Annotated in this window: 19 protein-coding genes; 11 read left to right on the forward strand and 8 right to left on the reverse strand. The window is 58.3% G+C overall.

The window, feature by feature from the left end:
* Window position 1 precedes the first annotated feature (1 nt).
* Together BM316_RS02770 and BM316_RS02775 are read right to left on the reverse strand one after the other, a co-directional pair.
* Window positions 2-910, reverse strand: coding sequence for a DMT family transporter (locus BM316_RS02770; protein ID WP_090203692.1), 909 nt, complete (start codon window positions 908-910; stop codon window positions 2-4).
* Entirely contained in the window at window positions 907-1,722 is an 816-nt protein-coding gene (locus tag BM316_RS02775; protein WP_090203695.1) for a TIGR00282 family metallophosphoesterase, read from the reverse strand. Before BM316_RS02775 ends, BM316_RS02770 begins: the two co-directional genes overlap by 4 nt.
* 81 nt (window positions 1,723-1,803) lie before the next feature.
* Here BM316_RS02775 and BM316_RS02780 point away from each other — a divergent pair, with 81 nt between their 5' ends.
* On the forward strand, window positions 1,804-2,706 hold the full coding sequence (locus BM316_RS02780; protein WP_090203698.1) for a DMT family transporter: 903 nt from the start codon (window positions 1,804-1,806) through the stop codon (window positions 2,704-2,706).
* 38 nt (window positions 2,707-2,744) lie between these two features.
* Here BM316_RS02780 and choV read toward each other — a convergent pair whose 3' ends face one another.
* The 3 genes from choV to choX are packed head-to-tail and all read right to left on the reverse strand — an operon-like array spanning window position 2,745 to window position 5,581.
* Window positions 2,745-3,761, reverse strand: a complete 1,017-nt coding sequence (gene choV, locus BM316_RS02785) for a choline ABC transporter ATP-binding protein (protein ID WP_090203701.1) — start codon at window positions 3,759-3,761, stop codon at window positions 2,745-2,747.
* Complete coding sequence (gene choW, locus BM316_RS02790; RefSeq protein ID WP_090203704.1) at window positions 3,758-4,591, reverse strand: choline ABC transporter permease subunit; 834 nt, start codon at window positions 4,589-4,591, stop codon at window positions 3,758-3,760. Before choW ends, choV begins: the two co-directional genes overlap by 4 nt.
* A 60-nt stretch (window positions 4,592-4,651) precedes the next feature.
* Entirely contained in the window at window positions 4,652-5,581 is a 930-nt protein-coding gene (gene choX, locus BM316_RS02795) for a choline ABC transporter substrate-binding protein (RefSeq protein WP_090203706.1), read from the reverse strand.
* An 82-nt stretch (window positions 5,582-5,663) separates the two neighbouring features.
* On the opposite strand from choX, the gene betI reads away from it, so the two are divergent.
* The 5 genes from betI (at window position 5,664) to BM316_RS02820 (ending at window position 11,240) form a co-directional block, all read left to right on the forward strand.
* Complete coding sequence (gene betI, locus BM316_RS02800; protein ID WP_090203708.1) at window positions 5,664-6,248, forward strand: choline-binding transcriptional repressor BetI; 585 nt, start codon at window positions 5,664-5,666, stop codon at window positions 6,246-6,248.
* On the forward strand, window positions 6,245-7,753 hold the full coding sequence (gene betC, locus BM316_RS02805; protein ID WP_090203711.1) for a choline-sulfatase: 1,509 nt from the start codon (window positions 6,245-6,247) through the stop codon (window positions 7,751-7,753). Before betI ends, betC begins: the two co-directional genes overlap by 4 nt.
* A gap of 46 nt (window positions 7,754-7,799) precedes the next feature.
* A complete protein-coding gene (gene betB / locus BM316_RS02810) occupies window positions 7,800-9,251 on the forward strand; it encodes a betaine-aldehyde dehydrogenase (RefSeq protein WP_090203713.1) in 1,452 nt (483 codons plus the stop codon).
* Entirely contained in the window at window positions 9,251-10,909 is a 1,659-nt protein-coding gene (betA, locus tag BM316_RS02815; RefSeq protein WP_090203717.1) for a choline dehydrogenase, read from the forward strand. The genes betB and betA overlap by 1 nt, the downstream gene beginning before the upstream one ends.
* A 91-nt stretch (window positions 10,910-11,000) precedes the next feature.
* Window positions 11,001-11,240 (forward strand): HP1242/YdcH family protein, encoded by a 240-nt coding sequence (locus BM316_RS02820; protein WP_090203720.1) that lies wholly within the window; start codon window positions 11,001-11,003, stop codon window positions 11,238-11,240.
* Here BM316_RS02820 and BM316_RS02825 read toward each other — a convergent pair.
* The 3 genes from BM316_RS02825 to BM316_RS02835 are packed head-to-tail and all read right to left on the reverse strand — an operon-like array spanning window position 11,237 to window position 14,409.
* On the reverse strand, window positions 11,237-11,692 hold the full coding sequence (locus tag BM316_RS02825) for an SRPBCC family protein (protein ID WP_090203723.1): 456 nt from the start codon (window positions 11,690-11,692) through the stop codon (window positions 11,237-11,239). The genes BM316_RS02820 and BM316_RS02825 overlap by 4 nt on opposite strands.
* A 51-nt stretch (window positions 11,693-11,743) precedes the next feature.
* The gene (locus tag BM316_RS02830) at window positions 11,744-13,144 is read right to left on the reverse strand and encodes a helix-turn-helix domain-containing protein (protein WP_090203726.1); all 1,401 of its coding nucleotides are present in this window, start codon (window positions 13,142-13,144) and stop codon (window positions 11,744-11,746) included.
* 53 nt (window positions 13,145-13,197) lie between these two features.
* Window positions 13,198-14,409 carry a multidrug effflux MFS transporter gene (locus BM316_RS02835; protein ID WP_090203729.1) on the reverse strand — a complete coding sequence of 404 codons (1,212 nt, stop codon included), beginning with the start codon at window positions 14,407-14,409 and terminating at the stop codon, window positions 13,198-13,200.
* A 187-nt stretch (window positions 14,410-14,596) separates the two neighbouring features.
* Here BM316_RS02835 and BM316_RS02840 point away from each other — a divergent pair, with 187 nt between their 5' ends.
* The 5 genes from BM316_RS02840 (at window position 14,597) to BM316_RS02860 (ending at window position 19,575) form a co-directional block, all read left to right on the forward strand.
* The gene (locus BM316_RS02840; RefSeq protein ID WP_090203732.1) at window positions 14,597-16,126 is read left to right on the forward strand and encodes an acyl-CoA carboxylase subunit beta; all 1,530 of its coding nucleotides are present in this window, start codon (window positions 14,597-14,599) and stop codon (window positions 16,124-16,126) included.
* Window positions 16,127-16,156: 30 nt separating this feature from the next.
* Window positions 16,157-16,504, forward strand: a complete 348-nt coding sequence (locus BM316_RS02845; RefSeq protein ID WP_207493655.1) for a hypothetical protein — start codon at window positions 16,157-16,159, stop codon at window positions 16,502-16,504.
* A gap of 337 nt (window positions 16,505-16,841) precedes the next feature.
* A complete protein-coding gene (locus tag BM316_RS02850; protein WP_090203736.1) occupies window positions 16,842-17,048 on the forward strand; it encodes a hypothetical protein in 207 nt (68 codons plus the stop codon).
* 99 nt (window positions 17,049-17,147) lie between these two features.
* Window positions 17,148-19,193: an acetyl-CoA carboxylase biotin carboxylase subunit gene (locus tag BM316_RS02855; protein ID WP_090203739.1), complete on the forward strand. Its 2,046-nt coding sequence runs from the start codon at window positions 17,148-17,150 to the stop codon at window positions 19,191-19,193.
* Window positions 19,168-19,575, forward strand: coding sequence for a hypothetical protein (locus tag BM316_RS02860; protein WP_131802534.1), 408 nt, complete (start codon window positions 19,168-19,170; stop codon window positions 19,573-19,575). Before BM316_RS02855 ends, BM316_RS02860 begins: the two co-directional genes overlap by 26 nt.
* The last annotated feature ends 3 nt before the right edge of the window (window positions 19,576-19,578 follow it).

Genomic DNA, 19,578 nt, shown 5'->3' on the forward strand with positions numbered 1-19,578 from the left:
ATTAAGTGTCCAAAACCGCTTGCTGCTCGGAAACTCTAGGCCGGACTTGCGAGATGCCAACCAACATTAATGCCAAAGCCGCCCAAACCCAAATGCTATAGCTTTCACTCAGAAGAATGATGGCCCACATCACACCTGATCCGGTCACGACATAGCTGACCTGTCCTGCAAAGACGGCTCCGGCACGTCCGATCAGCCAGACATACCCCGCATAGACAACGACATGGACGAATGAGCCCAGCACCAAGGTAAAGTCTGCCAAAATGAAAGGGGCTTGCGGCACGAAAAACTGGCCCGAGATCAGGGCAAGCGGCAGAGCGATCACGGCGCCCAAGGCCGAGGCGCCAAACAAGACTTGTATCGGGTCAAGACCCGCAGTGCCCCAGCGTGCGACAATATTGCCTTCAAGCGCATAACAAAACGGGGCCACAAGCGCCAAAGGCAGGAACGCGACCATCGCGCGTTCTGGCAAGCTGGCTTCTGGCAGGGCGATCAGGCCGACCCCGACCAACCCAAGCATCAGTCCGGCTAACCTGCGCCAGGAAAAATGGTCATTGCCGAGGGCGACGGCCATCGGGAATGCCATCAACGGGATGGTCGCAATGACGATCGACATCACACCAGAAGGCAGATGAAAGGCGGCGCGATAGCTTGAAGAGTTCGGAATGATCGTGCCGATCAATGCAATCACAAGCCAGACCAACAGCGTCATCGGGGTGAATGGTAGGCGTTTCAATCGGTGCCATTGAAAAACCCCGAGAATAATTGCGCCGATGAGGAGTTGCCAGAAGACAAGCCCCAGTGGCTGATAGCCAGCGCTGACGGTGATCTTGACCAAAGGCTGCGTCAACCCCCAACCACATCCCAAAAGCAGCAGAACCGCCGTCAACCGCATGCGGGATTCGCTCATGCGGGACCGGCCTGTTGCAAGCGTCCGCCTTGACGCACCATCTCGACCCTTGTGGCCTTGCCCGTCAGGTTATCCGTTTCCACATAGAGACCGGAAAGGGTGGCATCCTCCATCGCAGGTGTGAACCGTGACTTGGGCATTCCCGTTATGAACCGGCGAAGCGGTTCGGTTTTTTCCATCCCGATGACCGAGTTATAATCGCCGCACATGCCCGCGTCGGTGAGATAGGCAGTGCCGCCTGACAGGATCATCGCGTCAGAGGTTGGCACATGGGTATGGGTGCCCACGACAATACTTGCGCGGCCATCGCAGAAGTGCCCGGTCGCCATTTTTTCGGACGTCGCTTCGCAGTGGACATCAATCAGACTTGCTGCGACCTGACCGCCCATGGGGTATTGCCGCAACACCGCATCAAGTGCCGAGAACGGGTCATCAAAAGGGCGCTTCATGAAAACCTGCCCAAGAACCTGCGCCACAAGCACCTTGCGGCCGTTCGGGGCATTGTAGACCCGCGCCCCTACACCCGGCGCGGCCTTGGAGTAATTCATCGGGCGGATAATACGCTGTTCTTTTTCGATAAAGGCCAGCATGTCCTTTTGATCGAACGCATGGTCGCCCAAGGTAACCACGTCCGCACCTGCGTCGAGGAGTATCTTCGCATGCGCCTCTGAAAGGCCCATGCCGCCGGTTGCGTTTTCACCGTTCACGACAACGAAATCGAGTTTCCACGCATCGCGCAGGCGGGGCAGGTGGCTGGTGACAGCAGCGCGCCCCGCGCGGCCCATAACATCGCCAAGAAAGAGTATCTTCATGTGTCCTGTGTTACGGCCTCACGCGCGCGGCATCCAGCGATTTATGTTGCACCACCCACACCACGGTGCGACCCATAGCGCATGGAAACACAAAACCAGTCCAGACCTGTCCTCGGCGTCTTTTGGATGGTCGTTACGGGCTTGATGTTTGTCGGTGTGACAGCCGTGGTCAAACATGTAGGCAGCGACGTGCCCGCCGCTCAGGCCGCTTTTCTGCGCTACGTGTTGGGGCTGGTGTTTCTGCTGCCAATGATCAGGCCGATTCTGGCCGCACATCTGACCAGTCGGCAAAAGAAACTTTTCTGGGCGCGGGGCGCGATGCACACGCTTGCAGTGATCCTGTGGTTCTTTGCAATGGCACGCATCCCGATCGCGGAAGTAACGGCGATGAACTACCTCTCACCGGTCTATGTTTCGCTTGGCGCGGCACTGTTTCTGGGCGAGAGGCTGCCCCCACGCAGGCTTGCCGCAGTGATCATCGCGCTGATTGGTGCTGTGATTATCTTGCGTCCCGGTATGAAGGCTGTCGAGATCGGCCATATCGCGATGTTGGGCACGGCTATCTTTTTCGCGGCAGGCTATTTGATCGCCAAGCAACTGTCCGGCGAAGTCTCTGCGCCTGTGGTTGTTGGCATGTTGTCGATCACAGTCACAGTCGGCCTCGCACCCTTTGCGATTGCTGTGTGGGTGACGCCAACGCTGGAACAGCTGGCATGGCTTTTCCTTGTCGCGTGTTTCGCCACGGCGGGGCACTACACGATGACACTGGCCTTTGCTGCCGCGCCGCTGACAGTCACGCAACCGGTGACGTTCTTGCAACTCGTCTGGGCCGTCACACTGGGTGCGGTGGTCTTTGGCGAAGCAGTCGATGGCTGGGTCATTCTTGGCGGGGCCGTGATCATGGCCTCGGTCAGCTTTATCACATGGCGCGAGGCCGTAGCCCGACGCAAACTGACACCCGCTACGAACGCAACCAAAGTCTGAATTTGCCCGACTTTGCCTATGTGATGGGGCTGCGAGACCTAATCTGTCGGCGCAGGCGCGAGGCGGGCCAGAACCGAGGCTTGCGTAATATGCCCGATAGGGTGAGCGTTTTCGGTCACTTGCAACGTGCCACCCTTCAGAATCTGGATAATCTCTTGAACGGGCGTTTCGGCATCAACTGCAAGACCGTCAGCGCTTCCGGCGACCATCACATCACGGGCAGTCAGCACGCCGAGCGGATTCATATGCGCAACAAAGTCGGCCACATACTCATTCGCCGGATTGGTGAAGATATCGCGCGGCGTGCCACATTGCACGATGCGCCCACCTTCCATAATGGCGATGCGGTTCCCGATCTTGAAGGCTTCGTCCAGATCGTGGCTCACGAAGATAATTGTGCGCCCGCGCTGGCTTTGCAGCTCCAGCAGTTCATCCTGCAACCGCGTGCGGATCAGCGGATCGAGAGCAGAAAACGGTTCGTCCATCAGTAGGATCGGCGCATCGGTCGCAAAGGCACGGGCAAGGCCCACGCGCTGCTGCATCCCTCCTGACAATTCGCCCACAAGCGCATCGGCGCGGTCGGCGAGGCCCACCATCTCAAGCTCCTGATCGACGCGTTTCAGCCGTGCGGATTTTTCCATTCCGGCCAGTTCAAGGCCAAGCCCGACGTTGTCGCGGACCGAACGCCATGGCAGCAAGCCGAATTGTTGGAACACCATCGACACGCATTCGCGCCGGACCCGCCTCAGGTCGGCAGACGAGCAATTCACCACATCGCAGGACCAGTCCCCATCGTTGATCCTGACTGCCCCGCGGATCACGGGGTTCAACCCGTTGACCGACCGCAGCAGCGTCGATTTGCCAGAACCCGACAGGCCCATCAGCACGAGGATCTCGCCCGCCTCAACATTGAGTGAGCAGTTATGCACCCCCAAAATCTGGTTCGTGCGCTCGCGGATTTCGGGCCGTTCCAGCCCTTCGTCCATCAGGGGCAGGGCGGTGGCAGGTTTGTCTCCGAAAACGATGGAGACGTTATCAAACTCAACAGCATTCATTTCTGTTTCACCCGCAGCATCCGGTCCAGCATGATCGCGACCACCACAATCACAAAGCCGCTTTCAAAGCCGAGTGATGTATTTACCGTGTTCAGTGCGCGCACGACGGGCACGCCAAGTCCGCTTGCGCCGACCAAGGCCGCAATCACAACCATCGAGAGCGACAGCATGATGGTCTGGTTCAGGCCGGTCATGATCTGTGGCAGGGCGGATGGTAGCTCAACCTTGAAAAGGACCTGCCGCTTTGTCGCGCCAAACGCCTCTGCCGCTTCCAGAAGTGCCGTTGGCGTCGATGATATGCCTAGATGGGTCAATCTGATAGGCGCAGGCACAACGAAGATAACCGTCGCGATCAGCCCCGGCACCATGCCGATGCCGAAAAACACGATTGCCGGAATCAGATAAACGAAAGTTGGCAGTGTCTGCATCAGGTCGAGCACAGGCGCCATCGCCTGGTAAAGACGCGGCCGGTGCGCTGCGGCGATCCCGATGGGCACACCTATTCCCATGCAGACGACACAGGCCGACAGGACGAGCGTCAGCGACTCAAGCGTTTCTTCCCAGTAGTCCTGATTAAGAATGAAGAGAAATCCGAGCACGACGAAAAGCGGGGTTTTCCAATTGCGCTGTAATACCCATGTGAGGGTGGCAAAGGCAGCAATCACGATCAAAGGGTGCGGGGTCTCAAGCACCCACAAGATGCCGTCAATCAGCGCCTCCATGACCTCAGAGAGCCAGTCAAAGAAGAAACCAAGACTGTCATTGAGCCAGTCAAAGATCGTTTCGGCCCAATCCCCGATCGGTATCTTGTTTTCTGTCAACCAGTCCATGCCGCTCCCCTTTACGCATGAAAAAAGGCGAGGTCACCTGACCTCGCCTTCATTTCAGTTTTACATGTCCAAGGACGCTTTGACGGCCGCAACGGCATCACCGCCGTCTTTGGTCGTAACGCCATCAAGCCACGCCATATAGGCATCGGGGTTTGCCGAGAGCCATGCTGTTGCCGCATCCGCAGGGTCTTCGCCATCGTTGAGGATCGCGCCCATGATCTCGTTCTCCATGGCAAGCGAGAATTCAAGGTTGTTGAGAAGCGCGCCGACATTGGGGCAGCTTTCAGCAAAACCGGCTGTCGTATTGGTAAAGACCGTCGCGCCGCCAAGGTTTGGTCCGAACCAGTCGTCGCCGCCTTCAAGGTAGGTCATGTCAAAGTTGGCGTTCATCGGGTGCGGTTCCCAGCCAAGGAAGATGATCGGCTCATCGCGGCCTGTGGCACGGTCCACCTGCGCGAGCATACCCTGCTCAGAGCTTTCGACGACTTCGAAGTCCGCGCTGCCAAGTCCAAAGGCGTCTGCGGCGATCATATCCATAATCAGGCGGTTTCCGTCGTTGCCGGGCTCAATGCCGTAGATTTTGGCGTCAAGCTCATCGGCATTGGCGGCCAGATCGTCGAAGTTATCAATGCCCAGCGCCGCGCCTGCGGCGTTTGTGGCCAGCGTGTATTTCGCACCTTCAAGGTTGGCGCGCACGGTATCGACGGTGCCGGCCTCGCGGTAGGGCGCGATGTCAGCTTCCATCGTTGGCATCCAGTTGCCCAAGAAGACGTCAACGTCGCCTTCTGCAAGCGAGATATAGGTCACAGGAACCGAAAGGACCTTGATGTCAGTTTCATAGCCCAATGCTTCAAGCACGACGGTGGTTGCTGCCGTGGTCGCCGTAATGTCGGTCCAGCCGACGTCAGAGAATGTGATGGTTTCGCAGTCTGCAAATACAGGCGCTGCGGCGACGATCGCCATTGCCGATAAAGATGACTTCAGTTTCATTCGGGGTCTCCCTGGTTTTTCTTGATTGACGAGTCAATAAAGAACAATTTTAATGGCCTGCGTCAACTGATAAGGAAAACAGATGCCCAAGCTTGGCATGGAACCTATCCGCCGCGCGGCCCTCGTGAAAGCAACGATTGATGAAATCGGGGCGGTTGGCAACTTGGATGTGACGGTCAGCAATATCGCAAAGCGCGCCGGCATGTCCTCGGCGTTGGCGCATCACTACTTTGGCGGCAAGGATCAGATCTTTCTGGCGGCGATGCGCCATACGCTGGGCATCTATGCAAGCGAAGTCCGAACAGCACTTGAGCAATCCAGCGGCCACCGCGCACGGCTTGAGGCCATCATCCATGCAAGCTTTGGCTCGACGAACTTTCAACCGGCTGTCATCGCGGCATGGCTGAATTTCTATGTGCTGGCCCAGACCTCGCCTGAGGCGCACAGGCTTTTGCGGATCTACCAGCGCCGCCTGCGCAGCAACCTGATGCATGATCTTCGCCCTTTGATTGGGACAGCGGCAAAGGGTGCCGCGGAGCGCCTCGCAGGCCTGATCGACGGGCTTTATCTGCGGCAAGGTCTTGCGCGCAATGCACCTGATGACACCGATGCCGCAGCTCAGGTGCTGGCGCTGTTGCGGATGGAACTGGAAGGACGCCCCCAATGAGCAAACCGAATATCCTGATCATCATGGTCGACCAGTTGAACGGCACCTTCTTCCCGGACGGCCCTGCCGATTGGTTGCACGCGCCATACCTCAAGAAACTGGCGGCGCGGTCAACCCGCTTCCAGAACTGCTACACTGCGTCTCCTCTTTGCGCACCGGGCCGGGCGTCATTTATGTCGGGCCTTCTGCCATCGCGCACGGGTGTTTATGACAATGCGGCCGAATTTTCCTCCACCATCCCGACCTACGCGCACCACCTGCGGCGCGCGGGTTATCAGACCTGCTTGTCCGGCAAGATGCATTTCGTCGGTCCCGACCAGATGCACGGCTTTGAAGAACGTTTGACCACCGATATTTACCCCGCCGATTTCGGCTGGACGCCTGACTACCGCAAACCGGGCGAGCGGATTGACTGGTGGTATCACAACATGGGGTCGGTCACCGGCGCTGGCGTGGCCGAAATCACCAACCAGATGGAATACGACGACGAGGTGGCCTACAACGCGACCCGCAAACTCTATGACCTCGCACGCGGCCACGATGATCGCCCGTGGTGCCTGACTGTCAGTTTCACGCACCCGCACGACCCCTACGTTGCACGCAAGAAATACTGGGATCTTTACGAAAACTGCGACCATCTGATGCCAGAGGTCGGCCCGATTCCCTATGAGGAGCAGGACGCGCATTCGCAGCGCATCCTCGATGCCAACGACCGCGACAACTTCACGATCACAGACGACCACATCAAACGCGCCCGCCGCGCGTATTTCGCGAATATCTCCTATCTGGATGACAAGGTGGGCGAACTCCTCCAAACACTGGAGGACACGCGACAAGAGGCGACCATCCTCTTTGTCTCTGACCACGGCGACATGCTGGGCGAACGCGGCCTGTGGTTTAAAATGTCCTTCTTTGAGGGCTCCGCCCGCGTGCCTTTGATGATTGCCAGCCCCGATATGGCACCGGGCCTCAATGAAACCCCCGTCAGCAACATCGACGTAACACCCACCCTCTGTGATCTGGCCGGCATCGACATGTCCGAGGTTGAACCCTGGACGACTGGCGAAAGCCTTGTGCCCTTGGGGCAGGGCGGCAGCCGCGACACGCCGGTGGCGATGGAATACGCCGCCGAAGGCTCTTACGCACCGCTGGTCTGCCTGCGCTACGGGAAATGGAAATACACCAGATGCGCTCTGGACCCCGAACAACTGTTCGATCTTGAGGCCGACCCGCTTGAACTCAACAATGTCGCCGACGACCCAGCACACCAAGGCACGCTTACTCAGCTCCGCGCCAAATCCGAGGCGCGCTGGGATCTCGCCCAATTCGACGCAGCCGTGCGCCAGTCACAGGCTTGCCGCTGGGTGGTCTACGAGGCTTTGCGCAACGGGGCCTACTACCCGTGGGACTACCAGCCGCTGCAGAAGGCGTCCGAACGCTACATGCGCAACCACATGGACCTGAACATCCTCGAAGAAAGCCAGCGCTACCCGCGCGGCGAATAACCCTCATCATTTTGCCAGAAATACTCCCGCCGGAGGCATCCAGACTATGAAAACACAGCCCACCGCCAGCCATTTCATTGATGGCCAATACGTCGAAGACACATCGGGCGAAGAAATCCCCGTCATCTACCCTGCCACCGGCGAGGTGATCGCGACGGTCTATTCCGCGACGCCCGCAATCGTCGAACAGGCGCTTGCTGCTGCCCATGCCGCCGAAAAGGAATGGGCTGCCATGACGGGCACCGAGCGGGGCCGCATCCTGCGCCGTGCCGCCCAGATCATGCGTGAACGCAATCATGACCTGTCGGTGCTGGAAACTTACGACACCGGTAAACCCTATCAGGAAACGTCCGTGGTCGATGCAACCTCGGGGGCCGACAGTCTTGAATACTTCGGCGGGCTTGCCGCCGCGATTACAGGCGAGCATATCCAGCTGGGCGAGGACTTTGTCTACACCCGCCGCGAGCCGCTGGGCCTATGCGTCGGCATTGGCGCTTGGAACTACCCTACGCAAATCGCCTGCTGGAAAGGTGCGCCCGCGCTGGCTTGCGGCAACACGATGGTCTTCAAGCCTTCGGAAACCACACCGCTCTGCGCCCTGAAAGTCGCCGAGATCCTGCACGAGGCGGGCGCCCCGGCGGGCGTCTACAACGTCATCCAAGGCTACGGTCCCGTGGGTGCCTCTCTGATTACCGACAGCCGCGTCGACAAGGTCTCGCTCACCGGATCGGTGCCAACGGGCAAAAAGGTCTATGCGGCCGCCGCCGAAGGCATCCGCCATGTGACAATGGAGCTTGGGGGCAAATCCCCGCTGGTGATCTTCGACGATGCAGATATCGAAAACGCAGTCTCCGGCGCGATCCTCGGAAACTTCTACTCCTCCGGTCAGGTCTGCTCGAACGGCACGCGGGTCTTTGTGCAAAAGGGCATCAAGGAGGCTTTTCTCACCCGCCTCGCCGAACGTCTGCAGGGCGTCAAACTGGGCGATCCGCAAGACCCTGAGGTCAACTTCGGTCCGATGGTCTCGGAAAAGCAGCTCGGCATCGTGGAGGGCTACATCGCCAAAGGCATCGCAGAAGGTGCGCGCCTTGTCTGTGGCGGCAAACGTCCCGACATGGCGGGCTTCTTCCTAGAGCCGACCGTCTTTGCCGATGTGACCGACGATATGACCATCGCGCGTGAGGAAATCTTCGGCCCTGTCATGTCCGTCCTCGATTTCGACACCGAGGAAGAGGCGCTCGCCCGCGCCAATGACACCGAATTCGGCCTCTCGGCTGGCGTCTTTACCCGTGATCTCTCCCGCGCGCACCGCATGGCGGCAGGGTTCGAGGCAGGCACCTGCTATATCAACACCTACAATGACGCACCCGTCGAGGCCCCGTTCGGCGGCTCCAAACAGTCCGGCGTTGGCCGCGAGAACTCCAAAGCGGCGATCGAGCATTACAGCCAGATCAAAGGCGTCTACGTCCGCACTGGCGATCTGGAGGCGCCCTTCTGATGCAGGCCGATTATGTCATCGTGGGGGCAGGCTCGGCAGGCTGCGCCATCGCCTACCGTCTGGCCGAAGCGGGCAAGCAGGTGCTGGTCATTGAATACGGCGGCACCGACGTCGGACCCCTGATCCAGATGCCTGCCGCGCTGTCCTATCCGATGAACATGAAGCAGTACGACTGGGGTATGAAGTCGGAACCAGAGCCGCATCTGGGTGGTCGCCAGTTGGTCACGCCGCGCGGCAAGGTTATCGGCGGGTCGTCGTCAATCAACGGGATGATCTATGTGCGCGGTCATGCCTGCGATTTTGATCATTGGGCCGAAAGCGGGGCACATGGTTGGTCCTACGCCGATGTGCTGCCCTACTTCAAACGGATGGAGCATTGGCACGATAGCGGCCACGGCGGCGATCCGGAATGGCGCGGCAAGGACGGCCCGCTGCACGTCACACGCGGCCCCCGCAAGAACCCGCTGACCCGCGCCTTTGTCGAGGCAGGGCGGCAGGCAGGCTATCAGGTGACCGAGGACTACAATGGTGAAAAGCAGGAAGGCTTCGGCCCCTTCGATGCGACGATCTACAAAGGCTATCGCTGGTCTGCGGCCACCGCCTATCTGCGGCCTGCGCTGAAGCGGCCCAACTGTACCATCACGCGGGCGCTGGCCCGCCGCATCATCATCGAGGATGGTCGCGCCACAGGTGTCGAGGTCAGCCGCGGCAGCAAGATCGAGGTCGTCAAGGCCAACAAAGAGGTGATCATCGCCGCCTCATCGCTTAATTCGCCGAAACTGCTGATGCTATCCGGCATCGGGCCAGCCAAACACCTTGCCGAACACGGGGTCGAGGTTGTCGCCGACCGCCCGGGTGTCGGCCGGAACCTTCAGGACCACCTTGAGCTTTACATACAGCAGGCCGCAACCAAGCCTGTGACGCTCTTCCAATACTGGAACCTGCGTGGCAAGGCGCGGATCGGCGCGGAATGGCTGCTCTGGAAAACCGGTCTGGGCAGTTCCAACCAGTTCGAAAGCTGCGGCTTCATCCGCTCCAAGGCGGGGGTGAAGTATCCCGATATCCAGTTCCACTTCCTGCCCATCGCGGTCAGCTACGACGGCAAGGTTGCGCCCGACGGGCACGGTTTTCAGGCCCATGTCGGCCCGATGCGGTCGAAATCACGCGGGCAGGTTACGCTGCGCTCTGCCGACCCGACCGATCATCCGAAGATCGAATTCAATTACATGTCCCACCCCGAAGATTGGGAAGACTTCCGCACCTGCATCCGCCTGACCCGCGAAATCTTCGCGCAACCCGCCTTCGACGAATTCCGCGGTCGCGAAATTCAGCCGGGCGACGCGGCGCAGACAGACGACGAGCTTGACGCCTTCATCCGCGAACACGCCGAAAGCGCCTATCACCCCTGCGGCACCTGCAAGATGGGCGACCGGGATGACCCGATGGCCGTGGTCGATCCCGAATGCCGCGTCATCGGTGTCGAGGGGCTGCGCGTCGCCGATAGTTCGATCTTCCCGCGTGTGACCAATGGCAACACCAACGGACCGTCCCTCATGGTGGGCGAGAAGGCTGCAGATCACATCCTGCAAAGGAACCCGCTCCCTCCAGCCAATGACCAACCATGGATACATCCCGCGTGGGAAACTGAGCAGCGCTAGAAATTGCCACCCGCAATTTGATCCGCGTCAAAGCCTGCCGCCGACCGAGCGACTAGACTGGGCCTATCTAGAACAGGAAGGAACGCGAAGAATGTCCCACACCCCCCACGAACTGATCGAGGAATTTCCGGACATGGTCGATGCAATGCATGCGCTCAAGGAAAACGACGCGCATTTTGCACGGCTTTACGATGAGTATCATGTGATCAATCGCGCCATTCACCGCGCTGAAACGGATGTGGAGCCGACGGACGATCTGCATATGACAGAGATGCGCAAGCAGCGCATGCACCTGAAAGATCAGATCAGCGCCGCGTTGAACGCCACCTAGCTTTCGGGTGTGTTGCCCTCAACCCGGTTCTGGAAACGCTCGAAGAATTCGTCCGCCATCTTGCGGGCGAATCCGCCGATGATCCTGTTGCCAAGCTGCGCCAGCTTGCCGCCGACTTTGGCGTCAACCTGATAGGACAGCTCTGTCCCCTCTTCGACAGGGGTCAGCACGACATCGGCCCCGCCTTTGGCAAAGCCCGCCACACCGCCTTTGCCCTCACCGGTGATCGTGTAGCTTTTGCCGGGTACGATGTTTTCGAGTTGCACTTCACCTTTGAAAGTTGCTTTCACGGGGCCAACCTTCTGCTTGACGACGGCTGCAAATCCATCTTCTGGCGAACCCGTGAGTTCCTCACAGCCTGGGATGCAGACCTTGAGCGTTTCGGGGTCATTAAGGTGGGACCAGACGGTATCGACGTCTGCTGCGATTGTGCGTGTTCCGCTAAGTTCCATGATTGGTCGTCCTCCCCGCGCTGTCCCATCAGAGGACCCCGATTTGGCAATCTAGTCAAGCTGATAGGGCAATAGGCCGCGTGTATCAGGGTCAACGCGCAATTGCCGCTCAAGCGGGGGAACCGACCTTTGGTGGCAATTTCGCCGCTCGCAAATCCGGCAGGAAATTCCGATCGGGGCATAGGCCTCTGCTGAATGGATATCCATGTGGTCGGCATAGACCAGCGCGCCTGCGTGTCTTACCTCGCAGCCAAGCCCGATCGCATAGCGCCGCGTTGGCGTATGATAGGCACCACCTGACTTGCTGACGTCTCGTGCGAGGCAGAAATACCTTGCCCCGTCAGGCGTCTCGGCGAGCTGCCGCAAGAACTGTCCTGGCAATTCGAACGCCTGATGGACATTCCAGAGAGGGCAGGCACCGCCATATCGGGCGAATTGGAGTGTCGTTGCTGAGTGGCGTTTTGTGATCGTTCCCGCCTGATCGACACGCACAAAGAAGAAGGGAATGCCTTTCTCACCCGGGCGCTGCATGGTCGAAAGCCGATGGGCCACCTGTTCAAGAGAGGCACCGAATTGGCGGGACAAGACTTCGAGATCGTGCCGACAGTCCTGAGCCGCCTTCAGAAAGGCCTGATAGGGCATCAAGGCTGCCCCGGCAAAGTAGTTTGCCAGACCCACCTTGGCGATTGCGCGGGCTTCATCCGACTGGAAGCGGGCCAGATCGAGTGTCGCTTCCAGAAGCTGGTCCTGAATGATCAGTGCGACCTGCAAAAGTGTCTGGAAGGTCTGGGTCGCTTCGGTTGCGTGCTGGGAAATCGTCAGGGTTTTTTGTGCCGCATCGTAATGCCTGATGGCGTCGCCTTCGGCAAAGACGACCTTTACCCCGTCACCCGCGAGGGTCTGCCTTGCGTGTTCCATGATCGGCATGCCTGGCATACAGCGCTGGGCAAAACGTTCGGCGCTTCGGTCAACGGCGTCGATGTAGTTGTCGCAGTAGTGAAAGAAGTCGCGCACCTCCTCCCACGGGCTTGGCTGCAACCGCGCATCCTCGCGTCCAAGCGCTTCGTCAAGTGAGGCAAGCCTTTCATGGGTCTGCCGGTAACCGGCATGAAGATCGAGGAACGCCCGCGCCAGTGAGGGTGCATTGGCTGCGGCCAGTCGCAAATCGGCAAGAGCAGGAGCAGGGCCTGTGAAAATGGGGTCGGCAAGCGCCTCGCGCATATCACTGACGAGCCGAGCTTCGTCGCCGGTCTGCAACTCTGTCACGTCAAAACCGAATTCCTGCGCAAGCCCGAGAACGACCGCCGTTGAAACCGGGCGGTTGTTGTTTTCCATCTGATTGAGATAGGGCAGCGATATGCCGAGCTTATCAGCGAATGCTTTCTGTGTCAGTGAAAGCCGCCCGCGCAGTTCGCGCAGCTTGGCTCCGGCGTAAAGTTTTTGTACCGCCATGACGCGCCTTTGCAGTTTTGCAGTGCATCATTAGCCCTTGCAAATAACGCAGGTCAAGTGAGCCGTTTTTCCCGCCAGATCACAAACAGCACTGAAAGCAACGACAGGATGGATGTTGCAAACATGATGATCTGCAGTGGCAGTGTCCCAGTCTCAACAGTGAGAACCGCGCCAGCCAGCTGAGAGAGCGCTGCGCCACCGCCGATCATGATTGCACCACCAAGTCCGCTGGCTGTGCCAGCAAGATGAGGGCGCACAGAAATGGATCCGGCCATGACGTTCGGCAAAACAATTCCGTTGCCGGTGCCGAGGAACACGCAAAAGCCGAAAAACGCGAGAGGATGGCTCACACCCGAAAGCGTCAGCAGGAGCGAACTGCCCATCCCGAAAATCAGGACAAGACTGCCGACAATCGCCATGCGGTTGATCCCGTAGCGCACCGAAAACCGCCCCGAGAGGAAGTTTCCGAATGCATACCCGATAGCTGGTGTACCAAGGGCAATACCGCTCCAAAGGGGGCTTAAGCCAAAAATAGAATCCGCAACAAACGATGTGCCGCCCAACAAAGCGAAAAACCCACCAGAGGCGAAAGCCGAACACAGGACGTAGCCCCAGAACCGCGGAGAGCTCAGCAACTCAGGGTAGGTTTTAAACTGATCGCGGAAACTCGTCCCTTCGCCCTGAACGGTCTCGCCCAAATCAACAAACACCAGAGAGAGAGTCGCGAGGCCAGCCATTGCGAGGAATAGAAATGTCGCCTGCCAGCCAAATGCCTGCTCCAACCCGCCGCCGATCATCGGGCCAACCATCGGGACAATGGCCATGCCCATCGTGACATAGCCGATCATTGAGGCGGCTTCATCCTGTGGGACGATGTCGCGCACGATTGCGCGCCCCAGCGCCATGGAGGTGGCAACGGCTGCCTGTAGTATCCTGAAGAAAAGGAAAACCTCGATGGTCGTGGCAAGCATCGCGCCAAGCGTGGCCACCACGAAGATGGCGATAGACCCCAGAACCATAACCCTTCGCCCGTAGCGGTCGGAGATTGGTCCGATGAACACCTGAAGAATGGCAGTCGCTGCCAGATAGCCTGACAGCGCGATTTGCATAATCGCATAGTCCGTCTGGAAATAGTCTGTCATAGCCGTCAGCGACGGCAGGAAAATAGACATGCTCAGCGCAGACAACCCTGTGATCAACACAAGTGTCAGAATGTGCGGAGGTGTGGTGCGGTCCAGAAAGCGGACCATTGGGCGCGTAGTCATGGACCAGATTTAGTTTGAATTCCGCAGGCTGTCTATCGTGCTTGCGCGCACATTTGCCTCTCTCATTTGCAAGTTTGCAAATACTGCAGCCAGCAAATCCAATAGTTTGCAAATTTACGACTTCATCCTTTTGTTATGCCTCTCATCCGCGTAGGTGAAAGATAGCAAAGAACGAAGGTGTGATCTCATGGATGTATTGCAGGAACTTGAGGCGCGGCGCGAAGCGGCCCGTCTGGGTGGCGGGGAAAAGCGGATCGCAGCCCAGCACAGCAAAGGAAAGCTGACAGCGCGGGAGCGGATCGAGCTTTTGCTTGATGACGGCAGCTTCGAAGAATTCGACATGTTCGTCGCACACCGCAGCCATGATTTCGGTATGGAAAAGCACCGCCCCGCCGGTGACGGCGTCGTCACGGGATGGGGAACCATCAACGGCCGTCTGGTCTATGTGTTCTCACAGGATTTTACCGTCATGGGGGGTTCGGTGTCTGAAACCCATGGTCAGAAAATCTGCAAGATCATGGATATGGCTGTCCAGAACGGGGCACCGATTATCGGGATCAACGACTCAGGTGGTGCGCGGATTCAAGAAGGCGTGGCCAGCCTTGCGGCATACGGCGAGGTCTTCCAGCGCAATATCACCGCATCAGGTGTTGTCCCGCAGATCAGCCTGATCATGGGCCCGTGCGCGGGCGGTGCGGTTTATTCGCCTGCGATGACTGACTTTATCTTTATGGTCAAAGACAGCTCTTACATGTTCGTCACCGGTCCTGACGTGGTGAAGACGGTCACCAACGAACAGGTGACAGCAGAAGAACTGGGTGGTGCCTCGACCCACACCAAGAAATCATCTGTCGCAGACGCCGCCTTTGAAAATGATGTGGAGGCACTGGCTGAGGTTCGTCGCCTGATCGACTTCCTGCCGCTGAACAACCAGCAGAAGCCGCCCGTGCGCCCGTTCTTTGATGACGTGAACCGTGTGGAAGACAGTCTCGACACGCTCGTGCCGGACAATCCGAACACGCCATACGACATGAAAGAGCTGATCACCAAGATCGCGGACGAGGGTGACTTCTACGAAATTCAGGAGGAATTCGCCAAGAATATCCTCACAGGCTTTATCCGTCTGGAAGGGCAGACGGTTGGTGTCGTGGCCAACCAGCCGATGGTGCTGGCGGGCTGTCTCGACATCGACAGCTCACGCAAAGCGGCACGGTTCGTCCGTTTCTGCGATGCCTTCGAAATTCCGATCCTCTCGCTTGTGGATGTTCCGGGCTTCCTGCCGGGAACCAGCCAGGAATACGGTGGCGTCATCAAGCATGGTGCCAAGCTGCTTTATGCCTATGGCGAGGCGACGGTGCCAAAGGTCACTGTGATTACCCGCAAGGCCTATGGTGGTGCTTATGTGGTGATGGCCTCAAAGCACCTGCAGGGTGATTTCAACTATGCGTGGCCAACGTCCGAGATTGCGGTGATGGGTGCGAAAGGCGCAACCGAGATCATCCATCGCGCCGATCTTGGCGATCCAGACAAGATCGCAAGACATACAAAGGACTACGAGGACCGCTTCGCCAATCCGTTTGTCGCCGCTGAGAAGGGCGTCATTGATGAAGTGATTATGCCGCATTCAACACGCAAGCGCGTTTGCCGGGCCTTTGCATCGTTGCGCACCAAAAAGGTGCATGTGCCTTGGAAGAAGCACGACAACATCCCGCTTTAAGGACCGCCTGATATGGCAAACCTGCCTTACATGGAAAAGCATCGCGGCTTCCCAGGTCGGTTGCCCGGCACGGACTTCCAGTTCGTGCTGCGGCGCGCCAACAAGGATGGCGCGACAAAACTGACGGAGCGTGTGCGCTATCCTGACAGGCGGCCAGCAGATAAGCGGGCGGATGCTGGCTTTATGTTGGCGTTGTGGCAGCACTTCGGAGACGAACCATTCGTGCGCGGCAATCTTGACGCAGGCCGGTTGAGCTGGCTGTTCGGGCGTGAGGTCGTGCCCGCCGAAGACCCGTTTGATCCTGAAAGCTATGAGGCAATGCTGCAGATCGACGTTGACGTCGCATCGCGGAATTTTCCCGAGGTTTTCGAGCAATGATTGCAGTCGCGAACCATGGTCAGAACGCGTCTGCGGTTCAGCGGGATACCGCTTACGTTTATTTTGCGTTCAAAAAACTGTTGGCAAGTCATCAATATTACGCCAAGATGAATATCAAGGCAGATCGATCCAGCAAGCGATCAGCCCCAGACACTCTAAATCGTTACCCTTCCCTTGATCGGTCTGCTTGCTCACCAAGCAGACCGACCGCTCATTTGCGCGTAAATTCGCGCGTCGGTCTTCTTGCTATTGGATATCATCCCGAACGCGTTAGTGTTCTGCGCACAGGCAGCGCATTTGGGCGTGTGCCTTACGATACAACAATGGGCAGAGAAATATGCAGAAAACATCACTCATCATTGCGACAGTTGCCATCTTCGGTCTGGCCGGGTGCCTCGACAATGACACCGAACGCGCTGTCGCAGGCGCCGGTGCGGGCCTCGTCGCATCAGAGCTTCTGGGCACTGACCAGACTGGCTCCATGCTCGCCGGTGCTGCCGCAGGCGTCTTCTGTGACGACGCTGGCGTCCGCGCTTGCCAATAAACTAAGAAATCTCGCGCCTCGTCAGGGGCGCACAACATCTCGAAACCGTCGCCGGAGCTTTGCTTCGGGGGCGGTTTTTTGTTTTGGGGACGAAAGACCATGTTCAAGAAAATCCTGATCGCCAACCGTGGTGAAATTGCCTGCCGCGTCATTAAGACAGCGCGCAAGATGGGCATCCAGACGGTCGCGATCTATTCAGATGCCGACCGCAATGCGCTGCACGTGAAGATGGCCGATGAAGCCGTGCACATTGGCCCGTCCCCAGCAAACCAGTCCTATATCGTGATCGACAAGGTCATGCAGGCCATCAAGGACACCGGTGCGGAGGCTGTTCACCCCGGCTACGGCTTCCTGTCCGAGAACCCAAAATTTGCCGATGCGCTTGAGGCTGCTGGCGTAGCCTTCATCGGGCCACCAAAGGGTGCGATCGAGGCGATGGGCGACAAGATCACGTCCAAGAAAATCGCGCAGGACGCCAACGTGTCGACCGTCCCGGGCTACATGGGTCTGATCGAGGATGCCGATGAAGCTGTGAAAATCTCCAACGAGATCGGCTATCCGGTGATGATCAAGGCCTCTGCCGGTGGTGGCGGCAAAGGTATGCGGATTGCATGGAATGATGATGAGGCGCGCGAGGGCTTCCAGTCGTCCAAGAACGAGGCGGCCAATAGCTTTGGTGATGACCGTATCTTTATCGAGAAGTTCGTCACACAGCCGCGTCACATCGAAATTCAGGTGCTTTGCGACAGCCACGGCAATGCGGTTTACCTGCATGAACGTGAATGCTCGATCCAGCGCCGCAACCAGAAAGTCATTGAAGAGGCGCCGAGCCCCTTCCTCGACGAGGCCACACGTAAGGCGATGGGGGAACAGTCTTGCGCCTTGGCACAGGCCGTAGGCTACACCAGCGCCGGTACGGTCGAATTCATCGTCGATGGCGAGCGGAATTTCTACTTCCTTGAGATGAACACCCGTCTGCAGGTGGAACACCCTGTGACCGAACTGATCACGGGTGTCGATCTGGTCGAACAGATGATCCGCGTTGCGGCGGGGGAGAAGCTGCCGTTCGCGCAGTCTGACCTCAAGATCAACGGTTGGGCCATGGAAAGCCGCCTTTACGCCGAAGACCCATACCGCAACTTCCTGCCGTCAATCGGCCGTCTCACCCGCTATCGTCCGCCTGTCGAGATTGCTGCCGGGCCGCTGGCTGAGACCGGAAAGTGGCATGAAGCAGATGCGCCTGTCGGCCAGAACGCGGTGCGCAATGACACCGGCGTCTATGAGGGCGGCGAGATCAGCATGTATTACGACCCGATGATCGCCAAGCTTTGTACCTGGGCGCCTGACCGCGCCGCAGCCATTGAAGAAATGCGCTTGGCGCTTGACGGGTTCGAGTTGGAAGGCATCGGGCACAACCTGCCATTCCTGGCAGCCGTTTACGACCATGAGAAGTTCATCAATGGTGATATGACGACCGCCTTCATCGAAGAGGAATATCCCGAAGGTTTCGAAGGGGTCACGCTTGATGCAGCGGAGTGTGAACGGGTGGCGGCTGCTGCTGCGGCCATGCACCGCGTCGCCGAAATCCGCCGCACCCGGGTCTCGGGCCGCATGGACAACCACGAACGTCATGTCGGTGAAGATTGGGTGGTCACACTTCAAGGCGACAGTCACGATATCAAGATCAAGGCGGACCATAACGGGGCCGACGTCCATGTCGGTGATCGTGCACTGCGCGTTGAGGGTGATTGGGCGCCGGGCCAACCGCTTGCACGCATGACTGTGGATGGCTCGCCTTTGGTGATGAAGATCGGTAAGATCTCTGGCGGTTTCCGTGTGCGCTACCGTGGTGCAGACGTGAAGGTGCATGTGCGCACCCCGCGTCAAGCTGAACTGGCCGCTCTTATGCCGGAGAAACTGCCGCCTGATACCTCCAAGCAACTTCTTTGCCCGATGCCGGGTCTGATCGTGAAGATCGACGTGGCCGAAGGGGACGAAGTGCAGGAAGGTCAGGCGCTCTGCACCGTGGAAGCCATGAAAATGGAGAATATCCTGCGCGCTGAACGCAAGGGTGTCGTGAAAAAGATCAATGCAGGTCCCGGCGACAGCCTGGCGGTCGATGATGTTATCATGGAGTTCGAATAACTTGCGGGATTGGCTGACATATACCGGTGCATTCGTTTGTGGCCTGATCGTCGCTTATGCAGCTTACATAACAGCGTTCCAGTTCGTGATGTCGCGCGATTTGGCACTTTCGATGACCGGTTTTGTCGGCCTTGTGATCCTTCTGCCGATGCTTTTGGGCGCCTTTGTCTTCGGGGTGATCTATCCCCGTTTTTCAGGGGTGCAATTCACCGGTGGGGACTGGCTGAACGGTTTTGCTTTTACCTTCGCCATTACGATCATGTGCACGGGGTTGATCCTATCACGCGCAATGGCCCAACTACCCGCCACGCTGCTTCTTGTGGCGCTTCTGTTTATCGGAGCGCGTGTTTTGATAGCGCGCAAACGAGCATCCAATGAATAGGCG

Source organism: Yoonia litorea, assembly GCF_900114675.1.
In the GTDB taxonomy this organism is placed as follows: Bacteria; Pseudomonadota; Alphaproteobacteria; order Rhodobacterales; family Rhodobacteraceae; genus Yoonia; species Yoonia litorea.

Coding starts and splice junctions, on each gene's coding strand:
- betC (WP_090203711.1), top strand. CDS start 6,245: ATGAGCAAACCGAATATCCTGATCATCATGGTCGACCAGTTGAACGGC.
- choW (WP_090203704.1), bottom strand. CDS start 4,591: ATGGACTGGTTGACAGAAAACAAGATACCGATCGGGGATTGGGCCGAA.
- BM316_RS02840 (WP_090203732.1), top strand. CDS start 14,597: ATGGATGTATTGCAGGAACTTGAGGCGCGGCGCGAAGCGGCCCGTCTG.
- BM316_RS02780 (WP_090203698.1), top strand. CDS start 1,804: ATGGAAACACAAAACCAGTCCAGACCTGTCCTCGGCGTCTTTTGGATG.
- BM316_RS02835 (WP_090203729.1), bottom strand. CDS start 14,409: ATGACTACGCGCCCAATGGTCCGCTTTCTGGACCGCACCACACCTCCG.
- BM316_RS02845 (WP_207493655.1), top strand. CDS start 16,157: ATGGAAAAGCATCGCGGCTTCCCAGGTCGGTTGCCCGGCACGGACTTC.
- BM316_RS02850 (WP_090203736.1), top strand. CDS start 16,842: ATGCAGAAAACATCACTCATCATTGCGACAGTTGCCATCTTCGGTCTG.
- choV (WP_090203701.1), bottom strand. CDS start 3,761: ATGAATGCTGTTGAGTTTGATAACGTCTCCATCGTTTTCGGAGACAAA.
- betA (WP_090203717.1), top strand. CDS start 9,251: ATGCAGGCCGATTATGTCATCGTGGGGGCAGGCTCGGCAGGCTGCGCC.
- BM316_RS02830 (WP_090203726.1), bottom strand. CDS start 13,144: ATGGCGGTACAAAAACTTTACGCCGGAGCCAAGCTGCGCGAACTGCGC.
- choX (WP_090203706.1), bottom strand. CDS start 5,581: ATGAAACTGAAGTCATCTTTATCGGCAATGGCGATCGTCGCCGCAGCG.
- BM316_RS02775 (WP_090203695.1), bottom strand. CDS start 1,722: ATGAAGATACTCTTTCTTGGCGATGTTATGGGCCGCGCGGGGCGCGCT.
- BM316_RS02860 (WP_131802534.1), top strand. CDS start 19,168: ATGATGTTATCATGGAGTTCGAATAACTTGCGGGATTGGCTGACATAT.
- BM316_RS02770 (WP_090203692.1), bottom strand. CDS start 910: ATGAGCGAATCCCGCATGCGGTTGACGGCGGTTCTGCTGCTTTTGGGA.
- betB (WP_090203713.1), top strand. CDS start 7,800: ATGAAAACACAGCCCACCGCCAGCCATTTCATTGATGGCCAATACGTC.
- BM316_RS02825 (WP_090203723.1), bottom strand. CDS start 11,692: ATGGAACTTAGCGGAACACGCACAATCGCAGCAGACGTCGATACCGTC.
- betI (WP_090203708.1), top strand. CDS start 5,664: ATGCCCAAGCTTGGCATGGAACCTATCCGCCGCGCGGCCCTCGTGAAA.
- BM316_RS02855 (WP_090203739.1), top strand. CDS start 17,148: ATGTTCAAGAAAATCCTGATCGCCAACCGTGGTGAAATTGCCTGCCGC.
- BM316_RS02820 (WP_090203720.1), top strand. CDS start 11,001: ATGTCCCACACCCCCCACGAACTGATCGAGGAATTTCCGGACATGGTC.